The organism is Aquimarina mycalae (genome assembly GCF_029906345.1).
Classification (GTDB): domain Bacteria; phylum Bacteroidota; class Bacteroidia; order Flavobacteriales; family Flavobacteriaceae; genus Aquimarina.
Window position 1 is genome coordinate 277,901 of the sequence record NZ_JARYGY010000002.1, and the last position, 19,684, is coordinate 297,584.

General features: G+C 32.4%; 16 protein-coding genes. 6 read left to right on the forward strand and 10 right to left on the reverse strand.

The features are described 5' to 3' along the window. Positions 1-177: 177 nt before the first annotated feature. Positions 178-327, forward strand: a complete 150-nt coding sequence (locus QBK95_RS05895; RefSeq protein WP_280931551.1) for a hypothetical protein — start codon at positions 178-180, stop codon at positions 325-327. Positions 328-463: 136 nt separating this feature from the next. Here QBK95_RS05895 and cysC read toward each other — a convergent pair whose 3' ends face one another. Beyond that, positions 464-1,045 (reverse strand): adenylyl-sulfate kinase, encoded by a 582-nt coding sequence (gene cysC, locus QBK95_RS05900; protein ID WP_348637323.1) that lies wholly within the window; start codon positions 1,043-1,045, stop codon positions 464-466. A gap of 557 nt (positions 1,046-1,602) precedes the next feature. Between cysC and gmhB the strand changes: the two genes are divergently transcribed. From gmhB to QBK95_RS05920, 4 genes are read left to right on the forward strand one after another with little or no spacing between them, the layout of a single operon-like run. Next, the gene (gene gmhB / locus QBK95_RS05905) at positions 1,603-2,121 is read left to right on the forward strand and encodes a D-glycero-beta-D-manno-heptose 1,7-bisphosphate 7-phosphatase (RefSeq protein WP_280931552.1); all 519 of its coding nucleotides are present in this window, start codon (positions 1,603-1,605) and stop codon (positions 2,119-2,121) included. 21 nt (positions 2,122-2,142) lie between these two features. After that, a complete protein-coding gene (rfaD, locus tag QBK95_RS05910; RefSeq protein ID WP_280931553.1) occupies positions 2,143-3,135 on the forward strand; it encodes an ADP-glyceromanno-heptose 6-epimerase in 993 nt (330 codons plus the stop codon). Positions 3,136-3,137: 2 nt separating this feature from the next. Beyond that, positions 3,138-4,508 (forward strand): D-glycero-beta-D-manno-heptose-7-phosphate kinase, encoded by a 1,371-nt coding sequence (rfaE1, locus tag QBK95_RS05915; protein ID WP_280931555.1) that lies wholly within the window; start codon positions 3,138-3,140, stop codon positions 4,506-4,508. Continuing rightward, entirely contained in the window at positions 4,505-5,068 is a 564-nt protein-coding gene (locus tag QBK95_RS05920) for an SIS domain-containing protein (protein WP_280931557.1), read from the forward strand. The genes rfaE1 and QBK95_RS05920 overlap by 4 nt, the downstream gene beginning before the upstream one ends. A gap of 217 nt (positions 5,069-5,285) precedes the next feature. Here the strand turns inward: QBK95_RS05920 and QBK95_RS05925 are convergent, their stop codons facing one another. The 7 genes from QBK95_RS05925 to QBK95_RS05955 all read right to left on the reverse strand — a co-directional run bounded on the left by QBK95_RS05925 (position 5,286) and on the right by QBK95_RS05955 (position 14,799). After that, positions 5,286-6,665, reverse strand: coding sequence for a T9SS type A sorting domain-containing protein (locus tag QBK95_RS05925; RefSeq protein ID WP_280931559.1), 1,380 nt, complete (start codon positions 6,663-6,665; stop codon positions 5,286-5,288). Positions 6,666-6,679: 14 nt separating this feature from the next. Continuing rightward, positions 6,680-8,719, reverse strand: a complete 2,040-nt coding sequence (locus QBK95_RS05930; protein ID WP_280931561.1) for a SprB repeat-containing protein — start codon at positions 8,717-8,719, stop codon at positions 6,680-6,682. Positions 8,720-8,922: 203 nt separating this feature from the next. Further along, entirely contained in the window at positions 8,923-10,116 is a 1,194-nt protein-coding gene (locus QBK95_RS05935; protein ID WP_280931563.1) for a glycosyltransferase family 9 protein, read from the reverse strand. A gap of 11 nt (positions 10,117-10,127) precedes the next feature. Further along, a complete protein-coding gene (locus tag QBK95_RS05940) occupies positions 10,128-10,256 on the reverse strand; it encodes a hypothetical protein (protein ID WP_280931565.1) in 129 nt (42 codons plus the stop codon). Between the two features lie 15 nt (positions 10,257-10,271). Beyond that, positions 10,272-11,987 (reverse strand): tetratricopeptide repeat protein, encoded by a 1,716-nt coding sequence (locus tag QBK95_RS05945; RefSeq protein ID WP_280931568.1) that lies wholly within the window; start codon positions 11,985-11,987, stop codon positions 10,272-10,274. A 156-nt stretch (positions 11,988-12,143) separates the two neighbouring features. After that, positions 12,144-13,997, reverse strand: coding sequence for a tetratricopeptide repeat protein (locus QBK95_RS05950; protein ID WP_280931570.1), 1,854 nt, complete (start codon positions 13,995-13,997; stop codon positions 12,144-12,146). A gap of 49 nt (positions 13,998-14,046) precedes the next feature. Beyond that, entirely contained in the window at positions 14,047-14,799 is a 753-nt protein-coding gene (locus QBK95_RS05955) for a glycosyltransferase family 2 protein (protein ID WP_280931572.1), read from the reverse strand. Positions 14,800-14,919: 120 nt separating this feature from the next. On the opposite strand from QBK95_RS05955, the gene QBK95_RS05960 reads away from it, so the two are divergent. Beyond that, a complete protein-coding gene (locus QBK95_RS05960) occupies positions 14,920-15,879 on the forward strand; it encodes a class I SAM-dependent methyltransferase (protein WP_280931574.1) in 960 nt (319 codons plus the stop codon). Between the two features lie 58 nt (positions 15,880-15,937). Here QBK95_RS05960 and QBK95_RS05965 read toward each other — a convergent pair whose 3' ends face one another. Both QBK95_RS05965 and QBK95_RS05970 read right to left on the reverse strand, forming a co-directional pair. Further along, positions 15,938-17,722: a tetratricopeptide repeat protein gene (locus QBK95_RS05965; RefSeq protein ID WP_280931575.1), complete on the reverse strand. Its 1,785-nt coding sequence runs from the start codon at positions 17,720-17,722 to the stop codon at positions 15,938-15,940. Next, entirely contained in the window at positions 17,719-19,587 is a 1,869-nt protein-coding gene (locus QBK95_RS05970; RefSeq protein WP_280931577.1) for a tetratricopeptide repeat protein, read from the reverse strand. Before QBK95_RS05970 ends, QBK95_RS05965 begins: the two co-directional genes overlap by 4 nt. Between the last annotated feature and the right edge of the window lie 97 nt (positions 19,588-19,684).

Below are 19,684 nucleotides of genomic sequence, written 5' to 3' on the forward strand. Positions count from 1 at the left end.
ATAATCCAAAATCAAATTATTCATCAATCAATCAAAAACTAATCATCATGAGAACTTTAGACAGCAATCAAATCACTAAAAAATTAAACAATACTAACGGAAGCATTTGGAACGCCAAAAGACGTTATAGATAATCCAAAATCAAATTATTCATCAATTAATCAAAAACTAATCATCATGAGAACTTTACAAAACATACGAGATAAAACTAGAAACAGTGCAGTTCCCCAATATAATAGGTTTGTTAATTATATTGCACAGTTCTACGATTATGAAGGTAATATCATTACTGGAAACAAAAGATATACCTATCATACGAATCAATAAATATTGTGCAAATATGAATGTTACACATACCAAGTTGAACGATACTCTAAAAGGCTGAATTTTGGAATTAACCTCCAATTTTTCAGCTTTTTTTTAGCTATATCATCTCAGATTAAAATTGATTAGAAAACATATATTAAATTTTGAGTTGATGATAGATAGCTTTAAATATAATTTCAACAGCCTCATCTAAGGTTTCCTTTTCTGTAATTTCTATAGTTGGGTTTTTAGGAGTTTCATAAGGAGCATCAACTCCTGTCATATTAATAATTTCTCCTCTTTCGGCTTTTGCATACAGACCTTTTACATCTCTTTTTTTACAAGTCTCTAAACTTGTATTTACAAAAACTTCAACATAATTATCTGCTCCAACAATAGATTTTATTTGATTTCTACTTTCAATATATGGAGCTATGAATGCTCCTATAACCAATATTCCAGCATCCATAAAAAGTTTAGCGATCTCAGCCATTCTCCTTAAGTTCTCTTTTCTATCACGTTCAGAAAAGTAAAGATCTTTATTAATCCCATTTCTTAAATTATCTCCATCCAATACGTAGGATAAAATATCAAGATCAAATAGTTTTTGTTCTAGTTTGTTGGCAATAGTAGTTTTTCCTGCTCCAGATAATCCAGTAAATAAGATAAAAAATGGAGGAAACTTGTTTCTTTCTATACGTTCTCTTTGAGTAATATCGAACTCATGTTTAATAATCATAAAAAGTATTTTTGATATTATTACAGTTAACAATAATAATTCTTTATGGATGTTTAATCGCGATTATCTTTAATCTAATACGTTAAGAAAGGTAAAATAATAAAAAGGTAAATACTTGATTTGTCTCTTATTTTTATCACGAAGGAATGTTATTAATTACAGATAATTATTTCTTATTATTCTAAAAATTGTATTTTAATGTTTATTAGTTGAATTTCAATTTATATTTCTGACGAATATTCAAAACTCATAACCTGAAGACCATAGAGTCTATGCGAAACCTTATTCAGTATTTGAGTTCTACTTCTCTTACTATTTTTGTATAATTATTCTCAATGCAATTGTTTCTTGTTTTAGTAATTACCGTCTCTAATAAATCCATATTACAAAAATCCATCGATGCAAAGTATTATGAAACCCTAAAAGTGCTAGAGAATATTTTACTTTAACAAAGTAAAGTCTCCAATAAATAAAACTATTTTCGAAATAAGTGATTTTTTATATCAATAATACTTTCAATACCTCTAATTTTGAGAGACACGATAAATACTTCAAATATGAAAACTGTATTTATAGATAGAGATGGTGTTATCAATAAAGACAAAGGTTATGTATATAAAATAGAAGATTTTGAATTTATAGATGGCGTTTTTAATAGTTTTAAATATTTAGAAAGCAAAGGTTTTAATTTAATCATTGTTAGTAACCAATCTGGAATTAGCAGGGGATATTATAACCATCAAGATTTTAATATTATTAATAATTGGATGCTAGATGAATTTAAAACTAATAGCATACATATTTTAGATGTTTTATATTGTCCTCATAAGCCAGAAGATAATTGTATTTGTCGCAAACCAAAAACAGGCATGTTTGATACAGCACATGATAAATATCAAATAGACAAGAATAACTCATGGATGATTGGTGATAAAGAAAGTGATATCGAAGCTGCTCTTAATTTTGGTATCAAAAACACGATACTAGTTAAAAGTGGTCACAAAGTTGATGCAAAAAATAGTTCGGCTAAATTTATTTTATCATCAATTAAAGAATTATCTAATTTTATATCATAAAATGAAATATCAATTAATACAATGAATGCGGATTTTAATGACAAAACTATTCTGATAACAGGAGGCGCTGGATTTATTGGTTCTAATATTGCTTTTTTTTTACAAAATAATTATCCAAATAGTAAAATAATAATTTTCGATATATTTAGAAGTGAAAAAACTCTTGTCAACGATCATTTAAAGAGTTTTGGGCATTATAAAAATTTAGTCGGTTTTAAAGGAGATATTATTTGTGGAGATATCACTAATGAAAAAGACTTAAATATACTTAAAGATTATAAAATAGATTTTATTTTTCATCAAGCAGCTATTTCGGATACACGTGCCCAAAATCAAGAAATTATTATAAAAACAAATGTTAATAGTTTTTATTCGATATTGGAGATTGCTAGAAAAAATGATGCAAAAATCATATATGCAAGCTCTGCTGCTACCTATGGTTTAAATCCCTCACCTCAAAAGATTGGCGATGACGCACCAGAAAATCCTTATGGTTTTTCTAAATATGCTATGGATCAAATTGCTTACAGGTATATTAAAACACATAAAAACATGCATGTTGTAGGCCTTAAATTCTTTAATGTTTATGGAGAAAGAGAATACTTTAAGGATAAAACTTCATCTATGGTAATTCAACTTGGACATCAAATTTTAGCAGGTAAATCTCCACGTTTATTCACTGGGTCTGATAAAATAATGCGAGATTTTGTTTATATAAAAGATGTTGTTGAAGCTAATATCTTAGCGTGCTTTGCAAAAAAAACCGGTATTTATAATATTGGGAGTGGTATCCATCGTAGTTTTAAAGATATTGCTGATATTTTGCAACAAGAATTAAGAACGAATTTAAAGATAGAATATTTTGAAAACCCATATACAGCATATCAGATGAATACGAAAGCTGACATCAGCTTGAGTCAAAAGTTTTTAGATTATAATCCAAAATATAGCTTAGAACAGGGTATTAAAGAGTATATTCCATATATCAAGCAAACATTTAATTGGGAAGATTAATAATGGAAAGAATTTTAGTAATTGGTGACATTATAATTGACAACTATTTGATAGGTGATACTGAAAAAGTATCAACGGAAGCACCAGTTCCCATCGTAAACATAACGGAGGAGAGATCGGTTTTAGGTGGTGCAGGTAATGTAGTTAACAATCTATTAGCTTTTGAAGCCAATGTTGATCTTATAAGTGTAATTGGTAATTGCAATAATGTTTCCATACTACGGGAATTATTGAAAGAGAAAAATATCCGTTCAGAGTACCTAGTTGTTGAAAACAACAGAATGGTTACTAAAAAAACCAGGATCATATCTTCAAATCAACAGATTGTACGTTACGATAAAGAGATTACAAAAGACATTGATAAAAACAGTTCGGACAAAATTCTGGAAATCTATAAAAATATTATTAAAAACTATAAAATTGTTGTTCTTTCGGATTACGGCAAAGGGGTTTTAACGGAGGATTTGACGACAAAAATTATCGAAATAGCAAACAAAGAGGGAATCAAGGTATTAGTGGATCCTAAAGGTAGTGATTATTCAAAATACACAGGAGCTTATTTATTGACTCCAAATAAAAAAGAAGCCAGTATTGCAACTAATATTACTATAAATAACAATAATTTATTATCTGCTATCTACAAGCTTAAATCAACTTATAAATTATCCATTTCTATAATTACTCTCAGTCAAGAAGGTATAGCTGTTTTTGATGAAGAACTAAGAATATTTCCAACTCAAGTAAAAGAAGTATATGATGTAACTGGAGCGGGAGATACTGTTATTGCTGCCATAGCTCATAAATTGACACAAGGTTGTCATATTGATGATGCTATCCAATTTGCAAATTTAGCGGCTGGAATTGTTGTTGGAAAAATTGGTGTGGCTACAGCTTCAATTGATGAAATTAATAATAAACAGCATCACATAAAAACGGGAAAAGAAATCAAAACCATTGTTGATAAACTCAAACAAGAAAACAAGAAAATCGTTTTTACAAATGGTTGCTTTGATATACTACACTTAGGACATATTAAGTACTTAGAAAGAGCAAAACAATTAGGAGATGTTTTAATCGTAGGTGTAAATTCAGATCAATCAGTCAAAACAATAAAAGGAGAAAATCGTCCTATTAATCCCGAATATGACAGAACTTATTTATTGAATGCTCTAAAATCAGTTGACTATACTGTCCTTTTTAATCAAAGTACACCATATGAATTAATTAAAGCCATTGAACCAGATGTTTTAGTAAAGGGTGGTGATTATGAAAATAAAGAAATAGTAGGCAGTGACTTGGCTAGAACAGTAAAATTAATTGAATTTATAGAAGGGAAAAGTACCACAGAAATAATAAATAAGATAAAACAATGATATCTGAAAATTTGAATGAGCACATTCAAGTGTTAGAGCAAACCATTACGAGATATAAAGAAGATATTAAACTTATTGCTAACGAATGTATAAAACGGTTAGAGATAGGAGGAAAAATCATCATTTTCGGCAATGGCGGTAGTGCAGCAGATGCACAACATATGGCAGCAGAATTAGTAGGTAGTTTTAGTAATAAACAAAGAAAAGCCTTAGCATCCATAGCCCTAACTACAGATACCTCTACTCTTACATCCATTAGCAATGATTATTCATATGATGAAGTCTTTTCTCGCCAATTAGAAGCTTTCGCATCAGAAAAAGATGTAGTAATTGGTATAAGTACTAGCGGTCAAAGTAAAAATGTAATTAAAGCGTTAAAAGTTGCAAAAGATAGAAAATGTTTTGTTGTAGGCTTAAGCGGGAATGATGGTGGTCTTATGAATGATATCTGTGATAAAAACATTATTGTTTTTTCAAAACACACCTCTAGGATACAAGAAGTTCATTTATTCATTGAACATTGCATTTGTAACATTATCGACAAGCACTTTTTAAAATAAGCGAAATTTTTCTAAGCAAAAAAACATCTGATAACCACTATAGCTTATAATGTCTAATATCCTCTATGCATTAGAGTGAACATCCATGTTGCGATTGTAGTTGTTCATGGTATCTTAAAAAATGACAAGAAAAAACCTGTAAAGATAACTTCACAGGTTTGATATAATTATTTAAAAACTGTTAACCTATTTTAAGGGCACTCAGTATTTGAAGGAGTTATTCTTTTATAATTCTATAAATCCCCGTGTTTTGATTGTCTTCTATTTTTACAAAATAAATTCCAGATGTTAAATGAGATACACTCATATTAATTATTTGACTATTTACTTTTTCTGTTGTTATCACCTTTCCTAAAAGATCAATTATTTGTATTTGAGCCTGCGTATTCTTATCAAAACTTAAGGTAATATGATCTCTTACAGGATTAGGGTATATGTTTACAACTATCTGGTCTGTTAAATCATCTATTGATAATAGAGGGTCTTCAATAATGGTAGCCTCAGAAGTATCAGGACCACAACCATTGTTGTCGGTAACACTTACGGTATAGGTTCCTGCTGTTAATCCAGTAATAGAAGCTGTTGTTCCTCCATTACTCCATAAATACGTATAAGGCATTGTTCCTCCTGATGCCGATCCTGTTGCTGCTCCATCTGAAGCTCCAGGGGTTTGATTAGCATCAACAACAGTAGCAGCAACTAAGGCAGCTGGTTCCGTAACCGTGGTTGATTCTTCATCAGTACAACCGTTAGCATCCGTAATAGTTATTGTATATGTTCCTGCTGACAATCCAGCAGTAGAAGCTGTTGTTGCTCCGTTACTCCAAGAATATGTATAAGGCATGGTACCACCAGCACCAGATCCTGTTATTTGTCCGTCTGTATCTCCATTACAACTTGCATTAGAGTCCACTAAAGCAGCAGCTACTACAGCTGTTGGCTCAGTAACACTAGTTGATGCGTCATCAGTACATCCGTTAGCATCTGTAATAGTCACTGTATATGTTCCTGCTGCCAATCCAGTAGTAGAAGCTGTTGTTGCTCCGTTACTCCAAGAATATGTATAAGGCATGGTACCACCAGTACCAGATCCTGTTATTTGTCCGTCTGTATCTCCATTACAACTTGCATTAGAGTCCACTAAAGCAGCAGCTACTACAGCTGTTGGTTCAGTAACCGTGGTTGATGCGTCATCCGTACATCCGTTAGCATCCGTAATAGTTATTGTATATGTTCCTGCTGCCAATCCAGTAGTAGAAGCTGTTGTTGCCCCGTTACTCCAAGAATATGTATAAGGCATGGTACCACCAGCACCAGATCCTGTTATTTGTCCGTCTGTATCTCCATTACAACTTGCATTAGAGTCCACTAAAGCAGCAGCTACTACAGCTGTTGGCTCAGTAACACTAGTTGATGCGTCATCCGTACATCCGTTAGCATCCGTAATAGTTATTGTATATGTTCCTGCTGCCAATCCAGTAGTAGAAGCTGTTGTTGCTCCGTTACTCCATTGATAAGTATAAGGCATGGTACCACCAGTACCAGATCCTGTTATTTGTCCGTCTGTATCTCCATTACAACTTGCATTAGAGTCCACTAAAGCAGCAGCTACTATGACAGCTGGTTCAGTAACACTAGTTGATTCTTCATCCGTACATCCGTTAGCATCCGTAATAGTTTTGTATATGTTCCTGCTGCCAATCCAGTAGTAGAAGCTGTTGTTGCTCCGTTACTCCATTGATAAGTATAAGGCATCGTACCACCAGTACCAGATCCTGTTATTTGTCCGTCTGTATCTCCATTACAAGAAATATTATTATCAACCGAAGCAGCAGCTACTATGACAGCTGGTTCAGTAACACTAGTTGATGCATCATCAGTACATCCGTTAGCATCTGTAATAGTTACAGTATATGTTCCTGCTGCTAAACCTGTTTCTTGGGCTGATGTACCACCTGTATTCCATGAATATGTATAAGGCATTGTACCACCAGTAGCAGAAGCTGTTGTAGCACCATCACTAAGTCCATTACAACTTACATTAGCATCCACAGTAGTGCCAGCTACTAAGGTAACAGGTTCTGTGATAGTAGCCATTTCTGTATCCGTACAACCATTAGCATCCGTAATGGTTACTGTATATGTGCTGGCCACTAATCCAGTATTAGTAGCGTTGGTTGCTCCAGTATTCCAAACATACGTATAAGGCATGGTACCACCAGTAGCAGAAGCTGTTGTAGCACCATCACTAAGTCCATTACAACTTACATTAGCATCCACTGTAGTAGCAGCGACTAAGGTAACAGGTTCTGTGATAGTAGCCATTTCAGTATCCGTACAACCATTAGCATCCGTAATGGTTACTGTATATGTGCTGGCCATTAATCCAGTATTAGTAGCGTTGGTTGCTCCAGTATTCCAAACATACGTATAAGGCATGGTACCACCAGTAGCAGAAGCTGTTGTAGCACCATCACTAAATCCATTACAACTTACATTAGAATCCACTGTAGTAGCAGCGACTAAGGTAACAGGTTCTGTGATAGTAGCCATTTCAGTATCCGTACAACCGTTAGCATCTGTAATAGTTACCGTATATGTTGCCGCTCCTAATCCATTTTCTATGGCAGACGTCTCCCCTGTATTCCATGAATACGTATATGGCATGGTTCCTCCAGTAGCAGAGGCAGTAAGTTCTCCATCAGTATCTCCATTACAATTAAGAGATGAGGTAACAGTTGCAGCAGCTACTACCGCAGTTGGTTGGGTAATAGCAGATGAAGCAGTAGCTGTTCCACCAGTATTATCAGTAACTGTTACTGTATATGTTCCTGCAGAAAGTCCCGTTATCGTATTGGTTAAAGATGAAGTATTGGAAGTTGCAGCCCCGTTAGACCATGTATAAGTATAGTTAGCCTCCCCAGGAGTTGTTGTAGCGGTTAGCGATCCAGTTGACTCACCGTTACAAGCAACATTTGTTTGAGAAGTAATAGCAACTCCTACGGGAGTTGAGCTTATTCCAAAAACACGAATATTATCTACAGCTAATTCTTCAGTTCCGCCATTCTGTCCCATAATAAAACGGATCTGCATATTATTCCCTGTAGCTGGTATAGGAAACGTGAATTCTTGGAAAGGAATAGTTAATACGTTTGGTCCATCAGGAATTCCGTCTAAATTAATATCTTGAGTTGGACTTGAACTACCAAATCCTCCAAATCCTCCATAAAAAGCTCCAAATGTAACCCAACCTAATCCATCAATATTGTATTGAAATAAAAGTTCATCATCAATTTCAAAACGGTCACCGCCATCACGACCAATAGCCAAGAGCACTTTAATTTCTGAAGAAGTATAACCTAATATACTTATTGAATTTAATGTAAGAATTCCTGTTCCGCCTGAAGCATTATCACAATCCTCACCTACCCAGTAAAAAGTACCACTCTCTCCTGTAGGGTCATTAGTCATAAGCGGGGCGCCACCATCAGAATATCTTGTGAAATAATCGGAATTACCAGTATTAAAAGTGTTTGAATTATATCTAGGACCTTCTCCGTCTGTTTCAAAATCTTCCGTCCATAGCAGTGTTTGAGCTGATAAGATGTTTCCTAAAAAGAGAATAGCACAAATAAGTAGTAGTTTTTTCATAGTTGTTTGGTTTATGCCTAATAATAGTGAACAAAATATACTATTATGCATAAATGTAATTATTTTTAAGGATATTATTTAATAATTGGGCGCTCTATTTTAACTTTTTATTTGGTTTTCGTATAAAACACACTTTATCAGCAACTTACATATCAATAATATATATATAGGTACCTTCTAAATCATAACCAATCGCTACACAATTATAATACTTTTATCACTTTATGAAATACATCATCAACGGTAATCTCTTGCATACAAATGTTATTGGTACAAGGCGAAAAACGATGATTAAACACATTGACACAAGGACTACAGGCAAGATTTTTATAGACTACCTGAATGTTTTTACCCAATGGAGCAAAGAGTTGAGGAGTTTCTGGGCCAAAAAGAACAATGATTGATGTGTCGAACATCGAGGCAAAATGTGCAGGACCGCTATCATTGGTGATTACTAAACTAGAAAGTTGATATAACGCCATTAATTCTTGTAAACTGGTCTTTCCTGCCAGGTTCATGCAGGAAGTTTTTCCTAAAGAACTCATTAGACTTTCTATAGCAGATCGCTCTTTTTCAATTCCAGTAAATACAATTAAAGCATTGTTATATTTTTCATGAATTAATAGCGCCAAATCCTTGAATTTTTCCGTCTCCCATTTTCTTAAAGGAAGCATGTCGCTTGCATTTGGATTTAAAATAATCAATTTACGGGTTAAATTCTCAGCACCAAGTAGTTGTTTAATACGGGCAATATGTTGTTCTTCAATTTTAACTCTAGGGCTGATCGTTTCAAAATCAGCAATGGGTCGCTTTAATAGTGGTTCATTAACTGCTTTTTCTTCTAATGCTCTTACTAACATTAGATAATACTGAGAAACATGGACGTATGGATTGTAATGAATTTTATGGGTGATCAAACTACCTCGATAAGGATGTTCGCTGGTAAAACTAAACAAACCAACTCTTTTTTTGGCCCCACTTAAAAAAGCTAAAATGGCAGAGGCCCTAGAGAAAAACTCCATATCGATGCAACTATCAATTCTTCTCTTTTTGATATAAAGGAGGGCTTTAATTGTATCTACTAAAAAGATGCTGAAGTTATCTTTTCTGATCACGATAATATTCTCGTCTTTTAAAATATTTAGAAAACTTAAAATTGGCTTATTTTCTTCAAAAACTAAAAAGTAAACATGTTCTTTCCCTACTTTGTTAACAGCTTCTTTTAAAGCAGAATAAGCAAGCAAACTTGCTCCTTGCTCAATCAGTTTTATAAATAGTATCTTTTTGGTAGGAGAATTAGTTTTTGAATTCGAGGTCAATCGGTTGTAAAAACTTAAGATCCTACAAACTACTGTTCCTATTCTTCGATCAATCCATTTAATTGTAGTTGCTTCCAATCACTAAAAATTTAATCCACATTGTGGAGTTTAATGCTACGAGGATTACCTCTAAACGCTACTATTGTGTTTCCATTATCTATCTGATACCTTGCACAAAGGCAGTTAACTGATGAAACAGAAAAAATAAGTAAACTCATAATTTTCATATTTGACTAATCAGCAGGTCCAATTAGTAGTTTCAAATTGGTTTTAGTAGTTACATCGTTGGGATCTAGTGCTAACGCTGATTTATAATATTCTTCTGCTTTTTGTCGACTTCCTATATTATGATACACCACTCCTAAATTGGCATGAGCGTCTTGAAACGATTCATTTATTTCTAAACACCTTAAAAACATGCGTTCAGCTTCACTATAATTTGATTCTCTAATCGCTATAAAACCCAAATTATTCAACGCACTTATATAGTTTGAATCAATCGAAACTGCAGCTTTAAACGCTTCTTTAGCTTTATCGTTTTGATTGGTATTCATATAGATAACACCAAGGTTATAATGAGCTTCTGTATTTTTAGGGTACAGCACTATACTTTTATTGTATTGTTCTATGGCTTTTAAATAATTATTGATTTGTTCTTGTTGTGTATTACTTCGTTCTGCCCTCTCTCTGTAGATAGAACCTAAAGCTAACACTGCTCTGGAGTTATTTGGGGTAGCTACTGCTCCCGAAATAAAAAGTTGTTCATTATTGACCCAATCTTTATTCCTATCAATCGTTTTAAAAGCATATAAAACAGCCACTGATAAAACTAATGTGGTTAAAACAGCCGTGTCTTTTTTCAGTTTTAATAATCTTATTATTTTTTCTAATAAAAGAACCAGGAAAATACAAAATGCAATTGAAGGAAAGAAAAGAAAACGCTCTCCAAGGGTAGCGCCAATTAGAATGAAAAAATTAGATACGATTGAGAACGATATTATAAAAAACAGAAAACAATAGGCCAACTTGTTTTTTGATCGAAGTCCTCGTATCGAAAGAACAGTGAGAATAATAAGAACCACAACAATCAAAATAACAATTGGATTGGTAAAAGATTGGATTGGGAAATGAGGAAAAGAATAATCCCAGGTCAATGGATGCGGAAAAAAGAGAAGTTTGATGTAATTACCAAAGATGGAGAAATTAGTAGCCAGCTGATCTGGATAGTTTGTAGCTGCTGCTAATCCGTTATTCATAACGCTCATGCTCTCTTCAAAGGTTACAGTATCCAATATTGCATTTCTTAAAATAAAATAGAAGCATAAAACGCCTATAAAATAGATGGTAAAAATGCTTAGTTTCTTAATTTTCACACTCCTAAACATCCAAATTGTTAGAGGCAATAAAGCAATATATGTTACCGCCATTTCTTTGCATAACAGAGCGATAAAATAGGTGATCAGCGAAATAAATACATTTTTTATTTTCGGACTGTCTATATATTTTAAGGCAAATATAAAGCTGAGTATCAAAAAGATGGCATGGAAAATTTCATCTCTCCCTTTTATGTTAGCAACCACCTCTGTATGAATTGGATGAAGGACAAAAAGTAAGCTAATCCAAAAAACTAGCCATGGTTTTTTTCTTTTAAATAACACATGCAAAAACCAAAAAAGAAGGCAGGCCAATATCCCATAATAGAAAGCATTTAAACCGTGTAATACTTTTGGATTATTTCCAAAAACTGATTTCTCAATCGCAAAATTAATTAGCACAAAAGGTCTATACGACTGGTCATTCTTTTGGTTAAAACCATAAAGAAAACCATGTGTTACTATTTTTGGGATGGCAGAAACTCCTTCTTGGACATGGCTGTTTTTTAAAAATACAACATCATCGTCTAATACAAATCCATGAGTAAAGGTGTTTACATACACTCCGATTGCCACAAAAAAAAGGATTAGATAAAAGTATCGTATGTTTTTGTTTTCTGTAGTGATTTTGATTTGTGTTTAAACGTAAAAGTAATAGTTTTGAATCCATTAACTTCATTTATTTACAGAAAAATTCATTCTAAAATAAATAAGCACCAACTTATTTTTACGCTAGTTTTTTGGTTTTAATAGACGTGCCCTTTCTAACACTTCGTCTGATTTTTTAATTCTTCCTTGTAAACCATACAAGGTCCCAAGTTGAGTTAATATATCATAATTGTTAGGATCAAGTGTCAATCCTTGTTCCAGATATTTTTGCGCATGTATCAAGTCGTTTTTATCTTTTCCATAAGCTAGACCAATAAACAGGTATAAATTAACCTTTGATGGATTGTCTTTTAGAAGTGTTAAATAGGTTTGAATACGAGCATCGACATTCTTTTCTTGTTCAAGAACAAAAAAGATATTCCTCCAAGTTTTATCGTGATTGGGATTGATAGAAAGTATTTGCCGATAATATGGAATTGTTTTTCCAGAGTCTTTGGTTAGATTCCATTGAGCATTTCCCATTAAAATTAATGCGTCTATATATTCTGGATAAATCTGAATTGCTCTATCTAAATAAAAAACTGACTCTTTTAACATCGCTTGCTTTTCTAATGTATCCGTTAACTTTTCTGCTTTCTCAGAAAGAATTCCACCAGCCATTACATTGCTTTTTGCTCCATTAACTGAAATATTGGCATCATTTATTGAGAGTGTATAGTTATTTTTCCATACTGGATTTCGACTGATCGTTTTAATAGCATACAAGCAAAAAAGAACGATTAACAAACTATTAAAAAGCTTTGTTCTTTTTGTCGTGTGATAATATTTACAAAACCAAAAGGCAATCATAATTGAAATCCCTACGGATGAAACATAGACAAAACGTTCATTCATAAAAGCTCCAATTGGAAAAACAATGTTTGATGCAATGCTTAAGGTGATAAGAAAAATTAATATAGAAAAACTGTATAATTTCTTTTTTAAAAAACCTTTTATTGCAAAAAAGATAAGAGCGATATAAACTACCAAAGACAGCATAACGTATGGATGGCTCCAAGTAACTATAGGAATATGTTTTGGGTAATAATCATACGTTAATGGATGAGGAAAAATTAGTAATTGAATGTATTTTCCCAACGTATACATAATGGTAGCATATTTTTCTGAAACAGTAGATTCCAAAAAAGGATCGTTCATAATGTTATCAGCTACATCCGAAATTCCACCACCAACAACTTGCAATCGAATGTAAAACCACAGAACAGCTATACTGAATAATACACCGTATGGTATCCCAATTTTTTTAATGGGATGTTTTGTAAACAAAAAGACGATTATAGGAAATAACGCCAACCATGTAATCGCGTTTTCTTTGGAAAGTAATGCTAAAAAATAGAAAGCAGCTGAAACAAACAAAAGGCTTATTTTCTTGGTCTCTAAATAGCGCAAAAACAATAAAAGCGTGAGCAATTCGAATGAAAAAGCCATAATCTCATCTAAACCTTTAATGTTAGCTACTACTTCTGTGTGAATCGGATGGAAAAACCAGAGTAAACTTGCTAATAATGGAAAAGAAATCCATTGTTCTTTAAAGTCATATTTTGAGAATAATTTACTCAGTACTAAATACAACAAGAAACCATTGAGCACATAAAACAGGAGATTGGTAAGGTGACCAACAAAGGCACTTTCTCCAAAAAAACCATATTGAATATTGAATACTACCATGGATAATGGACGATATCTGCCTCCAGAAACCAGAGCTTTTTTCTGTCCGTAAAACCCAACAAATTGATCATTGCATAATTGATCCCAAATACCAGAAAAACCTTTCTTTGTAATTTCGTTATCTCCTATAACTATAGCGTCATCTAATACAAAATCATGTGATAGCGTGTTGCCGTAAAGAAGCAATCCAAGTACTAGAAATAAAAAGAAGACTTTTGTATTGGATACCTTATATAGCGTAAGTTGCATAGAAACAAAGTTGTTTAATTTACTTTGGTTGTCACTTATTTAATACTGGTTAAAATTCATTTTTTTGAAATAGCTCAAATTTAATTTTAAAACGTTTTGCTAAAAAATAAGTGCAAGATGTTTTAATTACTCCCAAACCGTAAATAATACTCCTTTTTAAATTAATTGAAGAAGCATCTTCAAAATATTTTGTAGGACACGTAATTTCTGCAATTCTAAAATTTAAAAAACAAATCTGAGCAAGTGCTTGATTATCAAAAACAAAATCATTCGAATTTTTAGAATAATTAATACTCTTCAACACCTTAGTGTCAAAAACTCGATATCCTGTATGATATTCTGATAGTTTTTGCCCCATCATTATATTTTGGAAAAACGTAAGAATTCTATTGGATACATATTTATAGAAAGGCATTCCTCCTTCTAAGGCTCCATTTCCTAGAATTCTAGAGCCCAACACAACATCATAGAGATCATTAACAATTAAATAGCACATCGAATGCATCAGTTTTGGGGTATATTGATAATCAGGATGTAACATAACAATAATATCAGCTTTTAATGCTATCGCTTTATCATAACAAGTTTTTTGATTTCCGCCATATCCTTTATTTTTTGAATGTTGAATAACATTTTTTATGTTGAGTTTTTTAGCGACATTAAGGGTTGCGTCAGTACTTTGATCATCTACCAATACAACCTCATCTACAATATCAAACGGAATTTCATTGTATACTTTTTCCAGTGTTTTCTCTGCGTTATACGCTGGAAGTATTACAATAATTTTTTTTCCTTTTATCATTCGTTCTTTTAAAATCGTTGTCAAGTTATATACAACTATAAAACTAATGATCTTTTGTTTGCTGAAAAGCCTTTTTGTTAAAAAGTTGTATTATTGGTATACTAAATTTTAGTCTAAACTATGTCAAAATGTATCTACTGTAAGTCTTCAAATCATCAAAAATGGAGTTCTTTCAAAGATATATTTGATGCTAGGCATCAATTATATTCTTGTAATGATTGTGGTATTTACTTTTTGAATCCTCAGCCTACAGTTGATCAATTAATACAGGCTTATGATGATCACTATTATGGTGTAGGAGAGGATAAATTTAATCCAACAGTAGAAAAGGTAGTAGAATGGTTTAGACAACAAAATTCAAAAGCATTTGCTAGCAAACTACCCAATAAGGCCTGTGTACTCGATATTGGATGCGGTAATGGGAGTTTTCTAGTAAACCTTGGGAAGCAAAAAGATGTTGAGCTGCACGGAATTGAACTTAAGGGAAGGTCAGCTGAAAGAGCGTCACAACATCCCAAAATTCAATTACACATAGGTGTTTTAGAAGAAAACACCTATTCTCTAGAAAAATTTGATGCGATTGTATTGACTCATGTTTTTGAGCATCTAGACAATCCAAAGGAAACACTTAGAATTATAGATAAGATCGCTAAGTCTTATGCAATCTTACAAATAGAAATTCCAAATATAAATAGCTGGCAAGCACAAATATTTAAAGGAAACTGGTTACATCTGGATCCTCCAAAGCACCTTAACTTATTTCCTCCAAAAATTTTAAAGAAAGAACTCTCTAAACTGGGATGGCAAATAACCTCAGAACATTATTTTTCACCTCAATTTAGCCCTTTTGGTGTACAACAAAGTATTTTGAATGTGATCTTACCTAAACGAGAAATTCTCTATGAACACCTAAAAGGAAATAAAGATTACACTAAAGAGTTCAGTACTACCCATCTTTTTTCACAAAAATTATTTCATTGGTTAAGTTTTCCTCTTTTCGTTATTACGGATGGAATTGCATCTCTTTTTAAAAAAGGAGGAACTGTTAAAATGGTATTCCGTAAAATGCCCAGACATTAGACTCTATAAACTAAACTTGCAAGAGGAAAAACTTCTATATAATGTATCAGGCGAATCCTTATTTCTTTAAACCAGGGTCTAATTCAAAAGCTTTTTCAAAATATGGAATTGCCTCTGTTGTTCTTCCTATCTCATTCAATGTCATACCCATATAGAAATAAAACTGTCCATTATTAGGAGAAAGTTCAATAGCTTTTAAAAAGGCACGTTCAGCATTTGGCAAATCATTTAGTTGGGCATAAGTAACCCCTAAGTTTCCCCATGCATCTTTGTAATAAGGATCAGAAGTAACAGCTTGTTCATAGTATAGCTTTGCTTCTTTGAAATTATTTTGACCAAAATAAATAGCAGCAATATTATTCAAGGTTTGTACACTTCCTCTACCTTGTGCAATAGCCTTTTTAAAATAAGGAAGCGCTTCGTTTGGTTTATTTAATTTGTAATAAACAAGTCCAATTTGTGCTTCTGCATCACCAAAATTCGGTTTTAAATCGATCGCTTTTGTTAAGTAAAACAAGGCTTCATTCAATGATTTATTTCTTTGGTTTACGTCTATAGAGGCTAAGTTATTTGAATTTGTCAATTCCAGAGAATGCCAATAATTTAGCATTGCGCTTTGAGGTTGTTTAGCTACATCTGCGGCATATAAAGAACTATTTGATTTCCAGTCTGCATTACGAACAATTACAGTGATTGCATACAATGAAAGAATAATACCTAAAACAACATGTTGGGTTTTATTTTTTAAAATCTTAACCAGACCTATGCCTAATAAAATACAAAAGAATACAGAAGGCGTGAACAACAATCGCTCACCAAAATGAGTCCCGATTACCAATAGTAAATTGGAATGTAATACTGTTGTTATTAAATATAAAAGAATAATAAAACCCATTATTCTTTTTTGTAAAAACCATTTTATACCATAATAAAGTAGAAATACATGAACGACTAGCCCTATTGTACCCACAATGAGGACATTAGCACTAAGGCCATTATAAAACTCAGGATACTGACTTGATAAGGAAAAAGGGACTATTAATTTATAAATATAGAGTAGCAAATGATAACCTGCTTTAAGAACTTCATTTATTGGATTTTCTGTTAGAAATGATAAGGTAACGGGAACTGCTTTAACTTGATCTGTTAAGGCATTTGCTCGTAATATCAAAAAGATAATTAACGGCACGCTTAATAAAGCAATAATTCTTATTGTTTCCTTCCTTTTTATTTGATGAAAAAAATATCCTACCAATGGAATGACACCTATAAATACCACACTACTTTCTTTTGATAAAAGAGCCAATAAAAAACTACAACTCATTAAAATTGCGAATCTAAAATGATTGGTTTTTATGTATTTAGAAAATGAAAGCAGTGATCCTAATATAAAAAGAAAGCTAAACAGTTCATCTCTACTTTTGATATTCGCTACAACCTCGGTATGAATAGGATGAAAAAGAAACAACAATGTAATAATCAATGGTAGATAACTATGCTCTTTACTAAACCAATTAGAAAGTAGACGAAATAAGAGCAATCCTATAAGGGAGTATATAATCAGGTTTATGATATGATGAATAAAAGGATTTCCATCGGACAACTCGTATTCTAAAGCAAAACTTGTCAATACTAATGGTCGATACAAATCACCAGCATTATTCCAGTATCCTTTTCTGTAATGTGAGGCAAATATATCAGCTATCCCGTCCGTTCCGCTTTTAACAAATCTATTTTCTACAATGACAGAAAAATCATCTAGTACAAAACCGTGATTGATGGTGTTTCCATACAATAGAAAAACGGAAATAACAATGATTACATCTTTCCAGTATTTTTTCATTGTACTCCTTGTTGAGATTTAATATTATTATTAGTTGCACTTAAGCTGTTGAGTGCCTCTTGATGATTGGGATTGATTGTTAAGAGGTGTTCTAAATAATATTTAGATTTTACATAATCACCCTGAATTCCATGAGCTTTTCCAAGCATTAATAATGCATCTTGGTGATTGGATTCAATTAAAACACTTTTATTTAATAAACGAATAGCCTCAGAAAAATCATTTTGATATCCTTTACACATCCCACTATAATACCAAACATTAGCGTTGTTACTGTTCAAATCATTAAACGAATTAAAGGTTTGGAATGCACGTCTATAATCTTTCATATTAAAATAACAAACACCTAAGTTATACCATCCCTTTTCATAACTAGGTTTTTCTAATATTAATTTTTCCAAGACAGGAATCGCTTCAGTAAATCGCTGATTATCTTGATATAGTGTTGCCAAATTATTATATGCATCCCAATACGATGGATATATCTCAATAGCTCTTTTTAATGCGGTTACCGACTGTTTAAAATAATAATTTTTGTCACTGGGCTTTACCGATACATAGCTTTTTTCCTTGCATTCGGTTCCATAATTATAATTACCTCTTGCACTATTTTCTAGTTTATGATAATCGGCAGCATACAGCGTAAAATTGTCTTTCCAATCAAAGTTTCTATGAATACTGATTAATGAAAAAACAGCTAATACCAATGCAAACAAATAGCTAGTTCTTTTACTTATGTTTTCACTTACTTTATAATAGTTAATAATGCCCAACACTACTAAAATCAGTCCAAAAGATGGGGTAAAAACAAAACGTTCAGCAAAAGTAGCTCCTATCGCAAAAAACAGATTAGAAACAATTAGTAAGGCACCAAAATACCAGATTATTCCAACACTAATCAATAGTGAAGTTTTTCGAAATTTCCAAGTAAAATATCCCATTAGAACGATTAAAATCACTCCTGATATTCCTTTTATACTCCATAGAGAAATGATTTCTATTGTAGCAAAAGAATAGTCATGTTGTAACGAGTAAGGAATAATCGTTTTGGTAATATATAGCACTTGCATCCAAAGCGCAGTACCTAGTTTTTCTGTATAAATATCGGTAGAAAGAATAGAATTGTTTAAAACTGATAATGTTCCCTCATTCACTTTATTTGGCATCGCATTCAACACAAAGTTTCTAATGAGTAAGAAACAACTTCCTAGAAATGCGGTTATCCCCAAAACAGTAATAGTTTGTCTCTTTTTACTTTGATTTAACCAGTATAAAACCATTGGCAATATTAGCACAAAAACAAATGCACTTTCTTTTGAAAACAAGGCGATAAAAAAAGAGGCCCCACCAATAATTAGATCCGACAATCTATTTTCTTTTACATACTTCCCAAAAAACAAGACACTCAATAAAACAAACAACAACGCTAATAACTCATCGCTACTTTTAATATTCGCTACAACTTCTGTATGAATAGGAATTACTAAAAACACCATACTTAAGCCCAATGCTATTTTTGAAGAAGCCTGAAAGACAAGCATCAACAGATGGTACATCACGATTGAAATTAGAATAGCAAATAACAGGTTACAAAAATGCCCAATAAATGGATCATTAGGATTTATTTCGTTTTGAACAGCAAATAAAAGAGGGGATAAAGGTCGATACAAACCATCATTAAAACCTTGCACTCCATTAAGGTAATTGGTTGTCAAAATTTCAGGTATCCCATCAAAGCCTTTCTGAACGTGCTGATGATTAACAATAATAGCGTGATCGTCTAATACATAATTGTTAAATAATGTATTCCCATAAGTCAATAGACACAGGATAATTAATAATAGATATGGCAGACTACTTTTCACAAATAAAATAAATGTAGAAATTGTGCATTAAAGATGTTGATTCTACGGTAGTTCATTTTATTATTAATTACAACTGGTTAGACAAAATTGTATTAAT